We start from the raw sequence: 17,022 nt of genomic DNA on the forward strand, positions 1-17,022 counted from the left end.
CTCTTTTGCGCTTCGGGAGCGGTTATGGTTTGGTTGATGTTGGCAACGCTGGTGGTGGTTTTTGTGATTGGTTTCAGGGTATTAACCTCTGATTCTCGTCGTGCGATTCGCCGCCTCACCGACCGACTCAACATTCAGCCCGTGCCGGTGGAATCGATGATCGACCAGATGGGCAAAAGCGCCGGTAACGAATACTTGAGCTACCTGACGCGCCCGGACGAAGCGCACCTGCAAAATGCCACCCAGGTGTTACTTATCTGGCAAGTGTCTATTGTCGACAGTAGCGAACAAAACCTGGTTTACTGGCACCGGTTGCTGCAAAAAGCGCGGCTGGCAGCCCCTGTCACCGATGTGCAAATCCGTCTGGCGCAAGGGTTTCTGCGCGAACTGGAACCGGACAGAGCCGATCTCAACAACTTTCAAATACGCTATAACGCGCTATTTATGCCCGAAGAAGGTGTTCACTGGCTGCATTGATATCACGTAGCGTGATGATGTTCATCAACGATAGTCATTAGATTTATAACACCGCGCGGCGCAAAGTGGCCTCGTTCATCCATGACGAGGTACACCATGACGCAATCCCTGACGCAAAGCGCCATTGTCTGGCCGCAAGATTACCTGCCAGGCACCACCGATAATTTTGCCTCCAACGAAATCATTGTCGCCGGGCTAACGGCACACGATATCTGGGCGCAACTCAATGACACCCGCCTGTGGCCGACTTACTACAGCAACGCGCAAGATATCCGTTTCCATGATGGGAGCGGCCCGTTATTAAGCGCCAGTGCCCGCTTTCGTTTCACCACTTTTGGTTTTCCGGTCGAGGCGCAGGTGTGTGAATATGTTCCGCCGCTTGAAGGCCAAGCCGCGCGTATCGCGTGGTATGGCTGGGTGGAGGGCGGAAAATTCGCGGCTGGATGCGCTTCACGCCTGGTTGTTTGAAGATTTACCCGGTAACCGCGTGCGCATCCTGACCCAGGAATCGCAAACCGGCGTTCCGGCGCAGCAACTGGCGAGCGCGGTGCCAAACCCGATGATCAATGCTCACCAGGAGTGGATTGTTGGCCTGGCAACGGCGGCGCGTAACGCACGGGTTAAATAGCGCACGGCACCGGTGGCGCGGCATAACACCCGCCGCCGTTATGCCGCGATTCTGCGTCGCCATATACACATGGGTGGGCGCGCTTTCGGCCAGGCGGTTGCGTTCATCGCCGCCACAGAGTTGCCAAATTGTTAATTGCGTCACACATTTTGAATGTTACACTGCGCGACTTTCACGAATAAAAACTAAGCAGGTAACCAATGAGTGAGCAATCTGTGACGCCCTCTTCAACGGATGCGGTAAACCGCCCGAACTGGTCGGCGGTTTTCGCCGTGGCGTTTTGCGTGGCCTGCCTGATTACCGTGGAGTTTTTGCCGGTCAGCCTGCTCACGCCAATGGCGCTGGATCTGGGCGTTTCGGAAGGTCTGGCCGGGCAAACCGTCACCGTGACGGCGTTTGTCGCCATGTTCGCCAGCCTGTTTATCACCACGGTTATCCGTGCCGCCGACCGCCGCTATGTGGTGATCGCGTTCGCGGTGCTGCTTACGCTTTCCTGTTTGCTGGTGTCGTTCGCCACCAACTTCACCCTGCTGCTGCTGGGCCGCGCCTGTCTTGGCCTGGCTCTCGGCGGTTTCTGGGCGATGTCGGCGTCGCTGACCATGCGGCTGGTGCCGATGCGCGTCGTGCCAAAAGCGCTGTCGGTGATTTTTGGCGCGGTGTCGATTGCGCTGGTGATCGCCGCCCCGCTCGGCAGTTTTCTCGGCGGCATTATCGGCTGGCGCAATGTGTTTAACGGCGCGGCGCTGATGGGCGCGGTCTGCATCATCTGGGTGTGGCAGGCATTGCCGTCGCTGCCGGGGAAAACCGAGCACCACGAGAACATGTTCGGCCTGCTCAAACGCCCCGGTGTACTGGCCGGGATGATCGCCATTTTTATGGTGTTCGCCGGGCAGTTCTCGTTCTTCACCTATATTCGCCCGGTTTATATGAATCTCGCCGGGTTTGATGTCGATGGGCTGACATTAGTGCTACTGAGCTTCGGTATCGCCAGCTTTGTCGGCACGTCGTTCTCGTCGGTGGTGATGAAACGCTCAGTAAAACTGGTGTTAGCGCTGGCACCGTTAACGCTGGCGATTAGCGCCCTGGTGCTGATTCTGTGGGGTAGCGATAAGGTGGTTGCGGCGGGCATCGCCATTATCTGGGGGCTGGGTTTCGCGCTGATCCCGGTGGGCTGGTCAACGTGGATCACTCGCACGCTTGCCGATCAGGCAGAAAAAGCCGGTTCCATTCAGGTGGCGGTGATCCAGCTTGCCAACACCTGCGGCGCGGCGATTGGCGGCTTCGCGCTGGATCATTACGGTTTGCTCTCGCCACTGGTGCTTTCCGGCAGCCTGATGCTGTTAACGGCGATGCTGGTGGCGGCGAAGGTGCGGGTGAAAGGCTAGCCCGGTTCAGGCGGCGCGGATTTTGCGCCGCGAATCCCAGGAAATCAGCAATACCGACGAGACAATCAGCAACGTGCCGAGCCAGTCCGGCAGCGAAAACGCCACGCCGAGCAGCGCCACCGACAGCAGGGCGCTGCTCAGCGGTTCGGCGCAGCTCAGAATGCTGGCTTTCGACCCGCCAATCATCTGCGCGCCTTTCAGATAGAGGCTAAACGTCAGCGCGGTGCCAATCACCACCAGGTAGAAAAAGGCCATCAGCAGGCGGCCATTCACCACAACATCATTTCCCTGCCCGCCAAAGAACGGCGTCAGCATCAATCCCGCCAGCAACATACTCCAGCCGACAATCGGCAACGTGCCGTAACGGGCGATGAGCGTTGAGGGATAGGTTGTGTAAAACGCGGCGGCAAAGGCCGAGACAATGCCCCACAGCAGCGCTTCAGGCGAAATAGACAGCGACGTCAGATTGCCGTGCGTCACCAGTAAAAAAGTACCAATAAGCGAAGTGATGATCGCCAGCGCCACTGGCATTGTTGGCCGCGCTTTGCGCACCAGGGCGAACCACGCCACGATAATCGTCGGCGAGAGGAATTGCAGTACCGTCGCGGTGGCGGCGTTGGATTTTTCAATCGTCAGCAGGAAAGTGAGCTGCACGGTTAGCGCGCCAAACAGCGAGAAAATCAGCAGGCTAACGGCGTCTTTACGGTTTTTCCAGATAGTGAAAATTTTGTCGCTGTGGACAAATGACAGCGTAAGCAGAATTACCCCGGTGAACAGCAGTCGCGTCATGGTCAGCCACGGCGAGGAGATATGACTTTTCTGCATAATGTACTGCGCGCAAACCCCGGAGCTGCCCCATAAAACGGCGGCAGCCAGGACGTAAAACATCCCTTTCTTGCTCGAACCCATGTGCTAACCCAACTCTGTGATGCTGATGACTTATCGTAAGGCCGCGCATCATAACACATGTACAGAGTTTAACCGGAGGCGGCATGAGGGGGGACCGCCTCCGGTTTTGTTACCTTACCACCAGGCTTCCCACATCGCGCCGATGTTGAACGAATCGAGCGTGGAGTCGTTGGTGCCATTCACGCGTGCGGTGCGTTTGTTATCCACTTCGCCGCCAGTCACGTAGAAGCGCAGCATCGGGCGGAACTCCGGTCCCATGGCAATAGAGATGTTCTGCGACAGCGTCGCTTTCCAGCCGTGGTTATCGCCGCCGTCATCATAATCTACGCGTTGATAGCCCAGTTCCAGCCAGGTGGAGTGCACATCGTTCCACCAGTGCATCGGGCGAACAATCGCGCCATAGTTGCGACGGTTATCCGCTTTGTTGGCACTGTTGTCGTAGTCGTGGTACGCGAGCAGATAGTCCACCTGCGTCTGGCGGGAGAATTTGTAGCTGCCTTCGAAGCTGGCGTAAATCGCCGTCAGATCGTCGGTTTTGTTGAATACGCTATTATCCGCGTTATCGGAGTAGCGCGCGATCAGTTTGTTAATGCCGTGGTCGTAGGTATGGCTCAGCACCGCGCCACCTTGCCAGGCTTTCAGACGGGCATCGCTTTCAATCGCTTTCGAATCAAAACCGTAGTTAGCGTAGATTTCCAGATCCAGCGGGCCGACTTTCATGCCGTGGATTTTGGAGGTCACCGCATAGTTACCTTTATCGCCGACGTTGGAGCCGCCAGTACAGGTGATGCGTGACGGGTTGGCTTCATCTTCCAGCACTTCCGGGCTACAGGATGCCACCGAACCAACAGCCGCGACATCAAACTGCACGCCGCCGATATCGAAGTTTTTCACCCCGGCGCCCTGGCCGTCGTGGTTCATCCAGAAGTAGTCGTTGATGCCCTGTTGTGGACGCTGGTGGAAATCACGTCCCGCCCAGAAGTAGGCGTTCGGGTTGGATGCCAGCAGGTTGGTCACCCCGGCATAGGCTTTTTTCAGGTTAACTTCGTCGCCCCAGTGATCGAACATCACGTTGACGTCCCAGATAGCGCCATTGTCACCTTTAAAGGCTTTGGAGAGCTGGAATTCACCGCCGTTGCCTTCGTTGCCCAGACGACCAATCGCCGACGCGCCATTATAGGAGCCATCAACGCCAACATATTTCTGATCGCCAGACTGGAAGTGCGCGCCATAACGGGCGTAGCCGCTAAATTTCACGCCGTAGGGCACCGCCAAATCCGGGGTTTGCGCCGCGCTTTGTGGTTCCACCACCACATCCGCTTTTTTATCAATCGCGGCGTCCATTTTCGCCTGGCGTTCCGCCAGCGCTTTATCCACCGCCTTGGCGACGATGGCATCGATTTGCTCTTGGGTAAATTCTTGTGCGAAGACGGAACCAGAGCAAAGGGTGGCCGCAACCGCCAGCGCCACTGGAAGTTTTTTATTAATTCTCATGGTTATCTCAATTTAGTAAGTTATTCTCAGACAATAACCATCCCGGGTGACCGGGCAGAGATTATTGCCATCACCATTACGAACTGCTTTTATTTTATAAATGCGGGTACAGCTTAATTAAGATTTACCGTAATCAATTTCTCCGTTAATTATTGCTGATATAAAGTGTGAAGCTGAATTATCTCTTCAGATAACTCACGCGCTAATAATGACGTCATTAAATGATCCTGCGCGTGTACCATAATTAATGTCATCGGTTGCCGGGCTTCGCCCGCATCCTGTTCGATTAATTTAGTTTGCATGTGATGCGCCTGGCGCGAGTAGCCATCCGCCTCCTTCAGCAACTGGCGCGCTTCGTCAAGATTGCCTGCCCTTGCCGCGCGCAGCGCTTCAAAGCACAGGCTGCGTGACTGTCCGGCATTGACGATAATTTCCATTACCGCTTCTTCGAGTTCAATCATTGTCATTTAATCCTGAGTAAAACCATTATTTTCAGCGGTGGCGGCAAACCACTCTCCACTTTTCTTAATGGTACGTTTTTGCGTTGCCAGATCTAATTGCACAAAACCGTAGCGGTTTTTGTAGGCATTACACCATGACCAGTTATCAATAAATGTCCACATATGGTAGCCAAGGCAATGACACCCTTCGCTAATACCTTTATGAAGCCAGATAAGATGATCGCGAACAAACGTAATACGATAGCTATCGTTTATTTGCCCATCTTCAATAAAACGCTGTTCGTTCTCGACGCCCATACCGTTTTCGGAAATAAAACAGCGTGGGTTACCGTAATTGACGCGTAAGTTGGTGAGAATATCGTAAATACCCGGCTCATAAATTTCCCACCCGCGATACGGGTTCATTTTGCGCCCTGGCATTTCGTAATAATCAAACAACCACTCCGGCATAAACGGCGCATCGGGATTGACCGCGCTGTCCCGGCACTTTACCCGCCGTGGCTGGTAATAGTTAATGCCGAGCAGGTCGATTTTCCCTTCTGCAATCAGCGCGATATCGTCCGGCTGGCAGGCGGGCAACTGGTCATACTCTTTCAGCAGCGCCACCAGATCAGCGGGATACTCGCCGCGCAGTACCGGGTCGAGAAAACTGCGATTGAACAGCAAATCGGCATGGTGCGCCGCTTTCACATCCGCCGGGTGCTGCGAACGTGGATAGGACGGCGTCAGGTTCAAGACAATGCCAATCTCACCGGCGTAAAACCCGGCGCGAAACGCTCTTACCGCGCTGGCATGCGCTAAAACTGTGTGGTACGCCACCGTGGCCGCACGTTTAAAATCCACCACGTTCGGGTAATGGAAATCGTACAGATAACCGCCTTCTACCGGCACAATCGGCTCGTTAAAGGTGAACCAGTGATGTACCCGATCACCAAACAGCTCGAAACAGATTTGCGCGTAGCGGCTGAAAGCCTGCACCACTTCCCGGCTTTCCCAGCCGCCTTTTTCCTGCATCACCATCGGCATATCGAAGTGAAACAGCGTGATAAACGGCGTAATACCCTGCGCCAGCAGCTCGTCGATGACCTCGTTGTAGAACGCCACCGCTTGCGGGTTCACTTCACCGTCGCCATCCGGGATCAGCCGTGACCAACTGATCGAGGTGCGAAAGCTGTTGTGCTTGAGCTGCTTTAACAGCGCGATGTCCTGGCGCCAGTGGCGATAAAACGTCGAGGTCTCTTGCGGCCCAATCTGCTGGTGAAAGCGCCACGGCTGGCTGGCATACCAGGCATCCCATGTGGTGGCGCTTTTACCGCCTTGCTGGCTTTCCCCTTCGGTTTGCAGCGCAGAGCTGGCGCTGCCCCACCAGAAGTTTGCGGGAAATACGTATTTCATTACCGACTCCTTTTCGTTACTGCTAATGCGTTACGGCTTAGTTACTGCGGACGGTTTCCGTCATCGGTGCGGTGCTCTGCGCTTTTTCTTCTTCTGCTTTCATTAATGAATGCTCGTAAGCACGCAGGAACGGCAGATACATCAGGGCGGACATCACCATACAAATCAGGCACATCACCACCGGGCTAAAGGCCCAGTTCGCCGCCCAGGACGCACCGATAGGTGCAGGCGTTGTCCACGGCGTCAGGGAGACCACTTGCGCCAACAGGCCCATTTTGGTGGCGGTGTAAGCCAGCACGGCGTTCACCAACGGCACACAAACAAACGGCACAAACAGCATCGGGTTCATGATGATCGGCGCGCCGAACAGAATCGGTTCGTTGATGTTAAAGAAGCTCGGTACGACGCCCATTTTGCCGATGGTGCGCAGATGTGCGACGCGGCTACGCAGCAGCAGGAACGCCAGCGGTAGGGTGGAACCGACGCCGCCAATCAGCAGGTAGTGATCCCAGAAACCTTGCAGATAAACGTGCGGCAGCGCAGCGCCCGCAGCCAGTGCGGCCTGGTTGGCGGAGAGGTTTGCCATCCAGAACGGGTTCATGATGCCGGTGACAATCAGCGAACCGTGGATACCGGCGAACCAGAAGATCTGGCACAGCAGCACGGAAAGCAGAATGGCAGGCAGGGAATCGGACGCGGAGACCAGCGGTTCCAGCACGTGCATAATCGCCTGCGGCAGGATCATGCCGGTTTGCGCTTCAATAAACAGGTTCAGCGGATGCAGCGTACCAATAATCACCAGCACCGGAATGAGGATTTCAAACGAACGGGCAACGCCGGTCGGCACCTCTTTTGGCAGACGAATGGTGATGTTGTGCTGCTTAAGCCAGGCGTAAACGCGGGTGGAGTAAATCGAGGTCAGCAGCGCGGTGAAAATGCCCTGGCCGGAGAGATACTGCGTGGAGATTTTGCCATCTGCATACGGTGCGGCAACCAGCAGGAACGCCATAAACGCCAGTAGACCGGTCATCACCGGGTCAAGGTTAAACTGGCGACCCAGACTTGCGCCGATCCCGACGGAGATAAAGAAGGTCATTACCCCCATGCTGAGGTTAAACGGCAGCATCAGTTGCGCGCGGTATTCGGTGGAGAAATCGAGCCACGCGCGGGCGAAACCGACGGTGGTGTCGGCGGAAAACGGCGGGAAGATAAACACCAGCATAAACGAGCCGATGATCATAAACGGCAGTGCGGCGGTAAAACCGTCGCGAATAGCGATAACGTACTTCTGTTGCCCGAGGCGACCGGCCAGCGGCGTAATGCTTTGCTCAATAACCGTAATCATTGATTGATATAAGGAACTCATAAGAACACCTTTTTAATGCGCCGCTTCTATGAGCGACAATGCATAGTCCAGTACCTCATTGCCACGTTGCATTCCGTAGTCCATCGGGTTGATGGGTTGCACCGGAATACCCTGAGCGGCGGCCTTTTCTGACAGCGTGTTTAACATGTATTTGACTTGCGGTCCGAGAAGCACGACCTGATAACGCGGAAATTGCGTGTCGAACTCCGCGACGCCATACGCGTCGATCTCTACCGGTATATCGCGTTCCTTCGCGGCTTCCAGCATTTTCCTCACCAGTAAGCTGGTGGACATACCGGCTGAACAGCACAACATAATCCTGAACATCGTTAACCATCCTCGAAGTGTAAAAAGTTATTGCGGGGTCGATTGGATATCATATGGAAACCGGTTTCCATTTATTCGCCGCAGAAGTGTGATAGCTGTCAATGTCTATGAATTATCTGATGCTGTAATTGGATTTGCGTCACGGAATTTGGCACTCTGTTGAGAACAAAAAGCGCAGAATGGAAAATCGGTTTCCATCAAAAAGCGAAACCGTTATACTGCGTGTGGTTATATATTAGCCGTTGAAGTATTTAGATTTTGCGGGCGCAATGTGCGTCTGTCAGGGGAGAAAGATGTCTACAATCAACGATGTATCACGTTTAGCTGGGGTGTCGAAAGCCACAGTCTCACGGGTGTTGAGTGGTTCGCGCGGCGTTAAGGAAGCCAGCCGCCTCGCGGTGCTGAAAGCGGTCGAAGAGCTGAATTATCGGCCCAATGTTATCGCGCAGTCATTGCTCAGCCAGTCGACAGGCTGCATCGGTGTTATCTGCGCCCAGGACAATATCAACCAAACCACCGGCTACCTTTACGCGCTGGAAAAACATTTAAGCCAGAGCCAGAAACATCTGCTGCTGCGCTTCGCCAACACCAAAGCGGAAGTGATGAGTGCGCTGGATGAGCTGACCTGCGGGCTGTGTGACGATGTGCTGATTATCGGCGCGCGTTTCCCGCTCAAAATTGACGACGAAAACGTCATTCTGGTGGATTGCGTTGAGTCTGCCGACGCCACGCCCAACTCTATTCAATTTGATCATGCCTTCGCCGCCGAAACGGCCTGTAACTACCTGATTAGCCAGAGCCGCCGACAAATTGCGCTGATCCACCCGCGCACCGCAGCGGCCGATCAAGTGCTGCACGGCTATAAGCTGGCGCTGGAAAATAATTTCCTGCCGTTTAACCGCAACCTGGTGTTTATGGATGACACTTCGTCCTCTGTTGCGTTGCAGGTGCTGCTCAATAACGCCACCACCCTGAATTTCAACGCGTTGCTGGTGGCGGACGAGCAGGAAGCCCAGCGTGTGATCCCGCAATTGCAGGCGTTTAATAAATCGGTGCCGGGTGACATTATGGTCTTCAGCCTCGCCGGTTCGCTGCATTTGCCGGGCATTCCTACCATTCCGGCTATCGAATATTCGATGGACGCGATGGCAGCGCGCATTGTCGCCTGGCTAAATGAAAAAACGCAGAGCGTGCTGGGCGCTTACCGGGTGCGCGGGGATTTAATTATTCCCGATGTCAGCAAACGCTAATCGCTATTTTGAAAGCCTCCGGTTGGGGGCTTTTTTATTTCCCGCTTGTAATTTTCGTCCTTAAGTTAAATAAAAAACCGATTTAAGGTAAATCGCATTTTTACTACAAACAATTCTCTCTCTGTGCTTGTTACTGCCGATAATCGAACAGAACATCGTAAAAACGCGTAATGAAAGTGGGGAGCGGAAGATGAACAGACTGCAGACCATTTCGGTCGTACTGGCGCAGAAGATGGATCAGTTGCAAGCGAGAGAGAACATACAGCTTGCCATCGCTGCCTGTCAGTATGCCTTACGCGTTTCGGGCTGGAAGGATGCCAATGTGGGTGAAGCGTTCTCAGGGTTGCAACGCAACGGTACCCTGACTAAACATGAGTTGGCGTTCTGCAGAAAGCGCGGCGAGGCGCTGGATAACGACTATTTCATTAAGCAAGAAAACGGCGAGACTGATTCTATCATCTCATTTAGCCGCGCCCGGGTAGTATCCGCAATACTGCTTTTGCATGCTGGCGAGTACGCCGAATCTGTATATGAGTCATTGATTTCTTTAGATGATACTGCGCCGTTACTGGCGGTACTCCAGGAGAAAGGATAAGTGATGAATGGTTTAAACAGTGATTGGGTGCCTGAGTTCGGTACTATCCATACCTGGTTTCCCGCCATGTTCGCGAGCCACTAAAATGCGCGACGACGGTACTATCCCGATGGATGAATCACTCTTGGAATGCGATCTGGACTGGTTCGGCGTTGCGCCGGATGGTTCACTCGCCCATTTCGCTACTGCTGGCGTTGGCCCCGTTCCGGTGGAACTTAGTGGCTCTGTTGCCAACTATGAATTGGTTTTCGACTATTTTGCTTCGCTGCAACCGATGTCAGATATTGAGGTGATTGAGGAAAATCTGGAGGAGTTTGCTAATGAGGAGCAGCGCCAGCGCTATCTGGCCTCATTTATTGCCATGTCGCGTAAAGGGTTGTTGAGTTATGATTTTAAAGAGAATATGTATATATTGGTTGCACGCCCAATAGTGCCGATGAAATATGACCTTCTGCCAGAACATATAAAAAACACCCTCCCTCTTATTTAATATTTCAATAAATGTGATGGCCTTGCCTATGAAGAAGAATGAAATCTATATTGAAATGTTATCGCTGGCTTTACCCTATATCAGAAATATGTAGTCGCAGGGTGCAGAAATAAAAGCACAGGACACATCCTGTTTTTTTTGAGGCGGAATTACTGCATAATCTCATGCCGACACTGCTAATACCCGACGTTGTTGAGCATGACATTTGGTTTTTAAATCACCAGGCGAGGTATTATGTTGTAAACGGCAACGCCGATATTTCTCCGAATTATCATCAGCATCTCAATTCTATTAAGTCTATATTTTCGCTGGTTCCGCCTGAATTGCGGACAGCGCTACAGTGGCAAGGCCCCAAAGCGAAACCCCGTGCACAATGTGCTGTTTCCCCGAAGTTAAGTTCAGGCAGAAAAAAAACCGCTGCCGGGAACGGCTTAAGGCATGCTCTTACATCGCCTGCACAGCGCAGGTTATCAGCCGTTTAGCTAAATCCCACCAATCGTTAGCCATAAGTTTGCTAAGGACGTTTAGCTATAAGCCATACGTTTTCGTTGTTAGACAGGGTGCGGTGCGGCTCTTATCGTTCGTCATTATTTGTAAATTCCACGCAATCATTTGATGAGGGAGCAATTTTGGCCAGCTTCGTGAATAGCTTAAAAACAAAACCCACGCGCTTTACCCTCGCGCTGAAAATCGCGTTACTCAGCAGTGTGGTGGCGTTCTCGTCTGCCTCGTTTGCCGATGAGATCTTGAAAGAAGGCATCACACCGGCGACAGACGCCAGCCAGATCCCGGCGGCGGCGAAGCTGCGCAAAGACACTGTGGTCGCCGGTATTTCGGAACCTCAGGGGATTTTTAACCCCTACTTCTTCGTCAATGGTTGGGATGAAAACGTCACCAACGTCATCTTCTCGCGTCTGATCGACTGGGACAGCCACGGCAAACTGGTGCCTGGCCTGGCCGAAAGCTGGACAGTTAGCCCGGACAACAAGGTCTATACCATTAAGCTGCGCCCGAACCTGACCTTCAGCGACGGCTCGCCGCTGACTGCCGAAGACGTGGCGTTTACCCTAACGGTGCTTTACGACCCGAAATATGATGGCGACACGGATATCACGCTGGCGAATATTGCGGGCGGCGCGGAATACAAAGCCGGGAAAGCGGACAGCGTCAGCGGCCTGAAAGTGATCGACCCATTAACGCTGCAAGTCACCACCACCCAACCGGGTGCCACAACACTGGCGAAAATCGGCGGGCCGGTGCTGTCCAAAGCCTATTACGGCAAGGATTATCAGCGCGGCAATCTGGATTACCTGCGCACGCTGCACGGCAAACCGCTGGGCAACGGGCCGTATGTCTATGAGAAATACATTCCGGGCCAGGAGATCCGTTTCCACGCCAACACCCATTTCTACCGTGGTACACCGCCAACGCCGCGCTTTATCTACCGCGTGACCAACCCGTCCACCAACTTCCAGCTCTTCCAGACCGGTGAGACAGACTATGACGCGTTCACCTCGCGCCCGGATGATATTGAGCAACTGAAAATGCTCGGCTTCGCCAATATCAACCTGTACGGCTCCAGCGATTACAGCAAAGTGGAGTTCAACGTGCGTCGTCCGGCGTTGCAGGACGTGAAAGTGCGCCAGGCGCTGATTTACGGCCTTGACCGCCAGAAGCTGATTGATGTGGTGTATCAGGGGTACGGCAAAGTGGCGATTGAGCCAATTGCGCCGATCTCCTGGGCCTATAACACTGACGGGGTTAACCCGTACAAATTCGACCCGGCGCAAGCCAAAAAACTGCTGGATGAAGCGGGCTGGAAACCGGGGCCGGACGGCATCCGTGTGAAAGACGGCAAACGCCTGGAACTGACCTTGCTGGTGAGCAAGAAAGTGCTGAACGACGCGCTGATCCCGATTGCCAAAGAGAACTGGCAACAGATTGGTGTGCTGCTCAAACCGCAGGTTGTCGACTTCAACGCCCTGATGGCGCAGCGTAAAGCCGGCAATTATGACCTTGCCTCCTTTAGCACCAGCACGTTAAACGATCCGCATGACGGCGTGCGGGATTATTACAGCACGGAAGCGAAAGAGTCCGGCTATAACAACCCGCAGGTTGATAAGCTGATTAACGACGGTAACGCGGTGCTGGATGTGGAAAAACGTAAACCGATTTACCACCAGCTGTATAAAGTGCTGGCGGACGATCCGCCGGTGATCCTGCTGGGCTACCGCGAGATTTTGTCGGCCAGCAGCGCCCGCGTCACCGGTTTTAAACCGGATATCTACAACGGCCTGACCGGCAGCCTGCCGGATGTGAAAATCGTTAAGTAACACCATCACAACTGCCGGGATTTCCCGGCAGTTGCCATGAGAACGCTATGCGAAATTTTATCCTGAGGCGGCTGCTGCAAACCGTACCCATGCTGCTGCTGGCTTCGCTGATTATTTTTATGCTGTTCGCCAAAACGCCGGGCGACTTTATCGACGGCAACGTCACGCTGACCGCCGCCCGCGCCGCGGAACTGAAAGCCATTTACGGCCTCGATCAACCGCTGTTCACCCGCTATTTGCACTGGCTCGGCCAGTTGTTACGCGGTGATTTAGGCTTCTCGTTGCAATACCAAATCCCGGTGAGCCAGTTGCTGAACCAGTACATCTGGAACTCGTTCCTGCTGGCAAGCGTGGCGCTGGTGTTTTACTGGGGCATCGGCCTGGCGGTGGGCATCGCGTCTGCGTTGAAACCCAACTCGCTGTTCGATCACCTGGTGAGCGTGGTGGTGTTCGCCGCCATGTCTTTTCCGACCTTTTTCCTCTGCCTGTTGCTGATTAAGTGGTTTGCGGTGGATCTGCACTGGCTGCCGGTCGGCGGCATGACCAACACCGGCAGCGACGAAGGCGGCTGGGCGTGGGTGCTGCAAGTGGCGGCGCACCTGGTGCTGCCGGTGCTGGCGCTGGTGATGCTGCAGGCGGGCAGCCTGACGCGCTATTTCCGCGCCAGTATGCTGGATGTGGTGAAGATGGATTTTATCCGCACCGCGCGCGCCAAAGGGCTGCGCGAACGGACGGTGATTTTTAAACATGCGCTGCGCAATGCATTGTTGCCGATCATCACCTTGCTCGGGTTTGAACTGCCGGGGCTGTTTTCGGGCGCGATAATCACCGAAAAAGTGTTTAACTGGCCGGGCGCGGGGCATATTCACATCGATTCGCTGGCGGCGCGCGATTACCCGGTGCTGATGGGCTTTACCCTTTTCCTGGCGGTGCTAACCATTCTCGGCAACCTGATTGCCGATGTGCTTTACGCGTGGGCTGATCCGCGTATTCGGGTGAGGTCGTGATGTTCGGTTCGCTTTTTTCAACCAATCGCCGCCTTCGTAAAGCGGAAATCCCGGCGCTGGCGCAGGCCACGCCTTCACCGTGGCGGCAAGCCTGGAAAGCGCTGCGCCATAATCATTTAGCCATGTTGTGCCTGTTTTTGCTGGTGGTGATGACAATCTGGTGCGTGATTGGGCCGCTCTGGTCGCCGTGGAAAAACGACGCCACTGACGCGCTGATGATCAACAAGCCCCCCGGTGCGGAGCACTGGCTGGGCACCGATTTTCTCGGCCGCGATGTCTATACCCGCCTGCTGCTGGCGGGGCGCATTTCGTTGATTATCGGTATGCTGACCATGCTGCTCTCCGTAGCGCTCGGCTATCTGCTGGGCGCAGTTTCGGGCTACGCGGGCGGCTGGACAGATAAACTGATTATGCGGCTGGCGGATCTGGTGATGACCATTCCGAGTTTACCGCTGCTGATTGTCGCCGGGGCGATGCTCTCGGAACTCGATTTCTCCGCTGAATCACGCATCTACATGGTGGTGATCATGCTCAGTTTGCTGGAGTGGCCGAAGCTGGCGCGGCTGGTGCGCGGGCAAATTCTTTCGCTTCGCGAGCGCGATTTTATGCTGGCGACGCAGGTGCTGGGCTTGTCGTCGCGTCGCCGTCTGTTTGGTCACTTGCTGCCGAATACCATCCCGATTCTGGTGGTGATGGCGACGATGGCGGTGGCGAACGCCATCCTGATGGAGTCCGCGCTGAGCTACCTTGGGCTTGGCGTGGTGCCGCCCACGCCATCGTGGGGCAACATGATGGATGCCGCCAACAGCCTGATCGATTTTCAGCGCCGCCCGTGGCTATGGATGCCGCCGGGTATCGCCATTTTTATTACCGTGATTGCGATTAACGTGTTGGGTGATGGCCTGCGTGATGCGCTGGATCCGAAGATGAAACGGAGCGTGAAATGAGCGAACCGCTGGTCACCTTTAATCAGTTGTCCCTCTCTTTTGCGGGTGAACAGGGGCGTGTGCGCGCCGTGCAGGACGTGTCGTTCACCATCAACGCCGGGCAAACTATCGGTGTGGTGGGCGAGTCCGGCTGCGGAAAAAGCGTCACCGCCATGTCGTTGATGGGCTTGCTGCCGCCGCAAGCGGCACGCATTGACGGCGGGCAAATCCTGTTTCAGGGCACCGATCTGCTGCGCCTGAAGCCGTCAAAAATGGCGGATCTGCGCGGCAACCAACTGGCGATGATTTTCCAGGAGCCGATGACCGCGCTTAACCCAGTGCTGACCATCGGCGAGCAGCTTTGCGAACCGTTGCTTCGTCATCGCGGTGAAACGCCCAAAGCGGCGTGGGCGCATGCCACGCAGTTAATCACCGAAGTGGGACTGGCGCGGGCGGAGAGCCTGATGAGCAGCTACCCGCATCAGCTTTCTGGCGGCATGTTGCAACGCATCATGATTGCCATGGCGCTGAGTTGCCAGCCAAAACTGCTGATCGCCGACGAACCGACTACGGCACTGGATGTTACCGTGCAGGCGCAAATATTGCGGCTGCTGCGCGACCAGGCGCGGGCGCATAAGATGGCGCTAATGCTGATCACCCATGATTTGGGCGTGATTGCGCAGATGGCCGAGCATGTGGTGGTGATGTACGCCGGGCGCATCGTTGAACAGGGCCCGACGGCCGATGTGCTGCGTAACCCGCTGCATCCGTACACCAAAGGGCTGATTGCTGCCCGTCCCATTCCGGGCGAGCGCAGGCGTCGGCTTTACTCCATTCCCGGCCAGGTGCCGGATCTCGCCGCGCTGCCGCCATACTGTGCCTTTTACGATCGCTGCGAGCGGGCGACTGACGCATGCCGGGCGGGGATCCCGCCGCTTATCGGCCAGACGCGGCAAGCCGCGTGTATTCACAGTACGCTTCTGGAGCCAACCGCATGAGCGAACAATATGTCATTGAAGTGGAAGGGCTGAAAAAGCACTTCCCGCTGCGCGACGGGCTGTTTGGCCAGCAAACCGGGGAGTTACGCGCTGTAGACGGCGTCAGTTTTAAGATCCGCCAGGGGACGATTTTTGGGCTGGTGGGTGAGTCCGGCAGCGGTAAAACCACCGTTGGCCGCACTTTGCTTGGGCTGTACGACAAAACCGCAGGCAGCGTGAAGTATCGCGGCCAGGAGCTGCAGGATCTGAGCGCGAAACAGATGCGCGCGCTGCGCCCGAAAATCCAGCTGGTGTTTCAGGACCCTTACAGTTCGCTGAATCCGCGTATTCGCGTGGGCGATGCGATTGGTGAAGCGATGCTTGAGCATAAGCTGTGCAGCCGGACGGAACTGCGCGACAAAGTGCTGGAAGTAATGAAAATTTGCGGGCTTGCGCCGCAGCACTACAACCGTTTTCCGCATGAGTTTTCCGGCGGTCAGCGTCAGCGTATCGGTATTGCGCGCGCGTTGATCCTCAACCCGGATTTCATCATCGCCGATGAGCCGATTTCGGCGCTGGATGTCTCTATTCAGGCGCAAATTATTAATTTATTTGCGGATTTGCGCGATGATCGCGGCGTGACATTCCTGTTTATCTCCCATGATTTGGGCGTGGTGGAACACCTGTGCGATGACGTCGCGGTGATGTACCTCGGGCAACTGGTGGAAACCGCCAGCCGTGACACGCTGTTTAACCGGCCGCTGCATCCTTACACCCAGGCGCTGCTGGCGGCGGTGCCAACGCTCGACCCGGATAGCGAACCTGTCGCTGTGGTGCAAGGGGAAATTCCCGATCCGTCGCGTCCGCCCTCCGGCTGCCGTTTCTCATCGCGTTGCCCGCTGGCAACCGCCCAATGCCGCGCTGAAATCCCGGCGCTGCGTGAAGTGGAGCCAGGACATCATGTGGCGTGTCATTTGGTGGAAAGGATTGAGTGACAGCAAT

At 55.2% G+C, this 17,022-nt stretch carries 16 protein-coding genes and 1 pseudogene; 11 read left to right on the top strand and 6 right to left on the bottom strand.

Annotated elements, in window-relative coordinates; genetic code table 11:
• The first annotated feature begins 24 nt into the window (after window positions 1–24).
• From C813_RS23060 to nepI, 3 genes and pseudogenes are all read left to right on the top strand, one after another.
• Window positions 25–477, top strand: coding sequence for a DUF1198 domain-containing protein (locus tag C813_RS23060; RefSeq protein ID WP_017458120.1), 453 nt, complete (start codon window positions 25–27; stop codon window positions 475–477).
• A 96-nt stretch (window positions 478–573) separates the two neighbouring features.
• Window positions 574–1,105: pseudogene (locus C813_RS23065) on the top strand (SRPBCC domain-containing protein).
• 200 nt (window positions 1,106–1,305) lie between these two features.
• Window positions 1,306–2,490, top strand: a complete 1,185-nt coding sequence (nepI, locus tag C813_RS23070) for a purine ribonucleoside efflux pump NepI (RefSeq protein WP_017458121.1) — start codon at window positions 1,306–1,308, stop codon at window positions 2,488–2,490.
• A gap of 6 nt (window positions 2,491–2,496) precedes the next feature.
• On the opposite strand, the gene C813_RS23075 is transcribed toward nepI, so the two are convergent.
• From C813_RS23075 to C813_RS23110, 6 genes are all read right to left on the bottom strand, one after another.
• A complete protein-coding gene (locus tag C813_RS23075) occupies window positions 2,497–3,399 on the bottom strand; it encodes an EamA family transporter (RefSeq protein WP_017458122.1) in 903 nt (300 codons plus the stop codon).
• A gap of 114 nt (window positions 3,400–3,513) precedes the next feature.
• Entirely contained in the window at window positions 3,514–4,893 is a 1,380-nt protein-coding gene (locus C813_RS23085) for a carbohydrate porin (protein WP_017458123.1), read from the bottom strand.
• A 149-nt stretch (window positions 4,894–5,042) separates the two neighbouring features.
• Window positions 5,043–5,354: a PTS lactose/cellobiose transporter subunit IIA gene (locus tag C813_RS23090; protein ID WP_025263791.1), complete on the bottom strand. Its 312-nt coding sequence runs from the start codon at window positions 5,352–5,354 to the stop codon at window positions 5,043–5,045.
• A 6-nt stretch (window positions 5,355–5,360) separates the two neighbouring features.
• Window positions 5,361–6,749 carry a glycoside hydrolase family 1 protein gene (locus tag C813_RS23095; protein WP_017458125.1) on the bottom strand — a complete coding sequence of 463 codons (1,389 nt, stop codon included), beginning with the start codon at window positions 6,747–6,749 and terminating at the stop codon, window positions 5,361–5,363.
• Between the two features lie 37 nt (window positions 6,750–6,786).
• Window positions 6,787–8,115 (bottom strand): PTS cellobiose transporter subunit IIC, encoded by a 1,329-nt coding sequence (locus C813_RS23105; protein WP_017458126.1) that lies wholly within the window; start codon window positions 8,113–8,115, stop codon window positions 6,787–6,789.
• 12 nt (window positions 8,116–8,127) lie between these two features.
• Window positions 8,128–8,442: a PTS sugar transporter subunit IIB gene (locus C813_RS23110; protein WP_017458127.1), complete on the bottom strand. Its 315-nt coding sequence runs from the start codon at window positions 8,440–8,442 to the stop codon at window positions 8,128–8,130.
• 293 nt (window positions 8,443–8,735) lie between these two features.
• Here C813_RS23110 and C813_RS23120 point away from each other — a divergent pair, with 293 nt between their 5' ends.
• The 8 genes from C813_RS23120 (at window position 8,736) to C813_RS23165 (ending at window position 17,015) form a co-directional block, all read left to right on the top strand.
• Window positions 8,736–9,692 (top strand): LacI family DNA-binding transcriptional regulator, encoded by a 957-nt coding sequence (locus tag C813_RS23120; RefSeq protein ID WP_017458128.1) that lies wholly within the window; start codon window positions 8,736–8,738, stop codon window positions 9,690–9,692.
• Between the two features lie 190 nt (window positions 9,693–9,882).
• Complete coding sequence (locus tag C813_RS23125; protein WP_017458129.1) at window positions 9,883–10,287, top strand: hypothetical protein; 405 nt, start codon at window positions 9,883–9,885, stop codon at window positions 10,285–10,287.
• Window positions 10,288–10,396: 109 nt separating this feature from the next.
• On the top strand, window positions 10,397–10,777 hold the full coding sequence (locus tag C813_RS23130) for a hypothetical protein (protein ID WP_017458130.1): 381 nt from the start codon (window positions 10,397–10,399) through the stop codon (window positions 10,775–10,777).
• Window positions 10,778–11,406: 629 nt separating this feature from the next.
• Window positions 11,407–13,110 carry an ABC transporter substrate-binding protein gene (locus C813_RS23135; RefSeq protein ID WP_017458131.1) on the top strand — a complete coding sequence of 568 codons (1,704 nt, stop codon included), beginning with the start codon at window positions 11,407–11,409 and terminating at the stop codon, window positions 13,108–13,110.
• 47 nt (window positions 13,111–13,157) lie between these two features.
• Window positions 13,158–14,117, top strand: a complete 960-nt coding sequence (locus tag C813_RS23140) for an ABC transporter permease (RefSeq protein ID WP_017458132.1) — start codon at window positions 13,158–13,160, stop codon at window positions 14,115–14,117.
• Complete coding sequence (gene opp4C / locus C813_RS23145; protein ID WP_017458133.1) at window positions 14,117–15,064, top strand: oligopeptide ABC transporter permease; 948 nt, start codon at window positions 14,117–14,119, stop codon at window positions 15,062–15,064. The genes C813_RS23140 and opp4C overlap by 1 nt, the downstream gene beginning before the upstream one ends.
• Entirely contained in the window at window positions 15,061–16,041 is a 981-nt protein-coding gene (locus C813_RS23160) for an ABC transporter ATP-binding protein (RefSeq protein WP_017458134.1), read from the top strand. The genes opp4C and C813_RS23160 overlap by 4 nt, the downstream gene beginning before the upstream one ends.
• Window positions 16,038–17,015, top strand: coding sequence for an ABC transporter ATP-binding protein (locus C813_RS23165; protein ID WP_017458135.1), 978 nt, complete (start codon window positions 16,038–16,040; stop codon window positions 17,013–17,015). Before C813_RS23160 ends, C813_RS23165 begins: the two co-directional genes overlap by 4 nt.
• Window positions 17,016–17,022: the final 7 nt, after the last annotated feature.

Source organism: Kosakonia sacchari SP1 (genome assembly GCF_000300455.3).
Taxonomy (GTDB): domain Bacteria; phylum Pseudomonadota; class Gammaproteobacteria; order Enterobacterales; family Enterobacteriaceae; genus Kosakonia; species Kosakonia sacchari.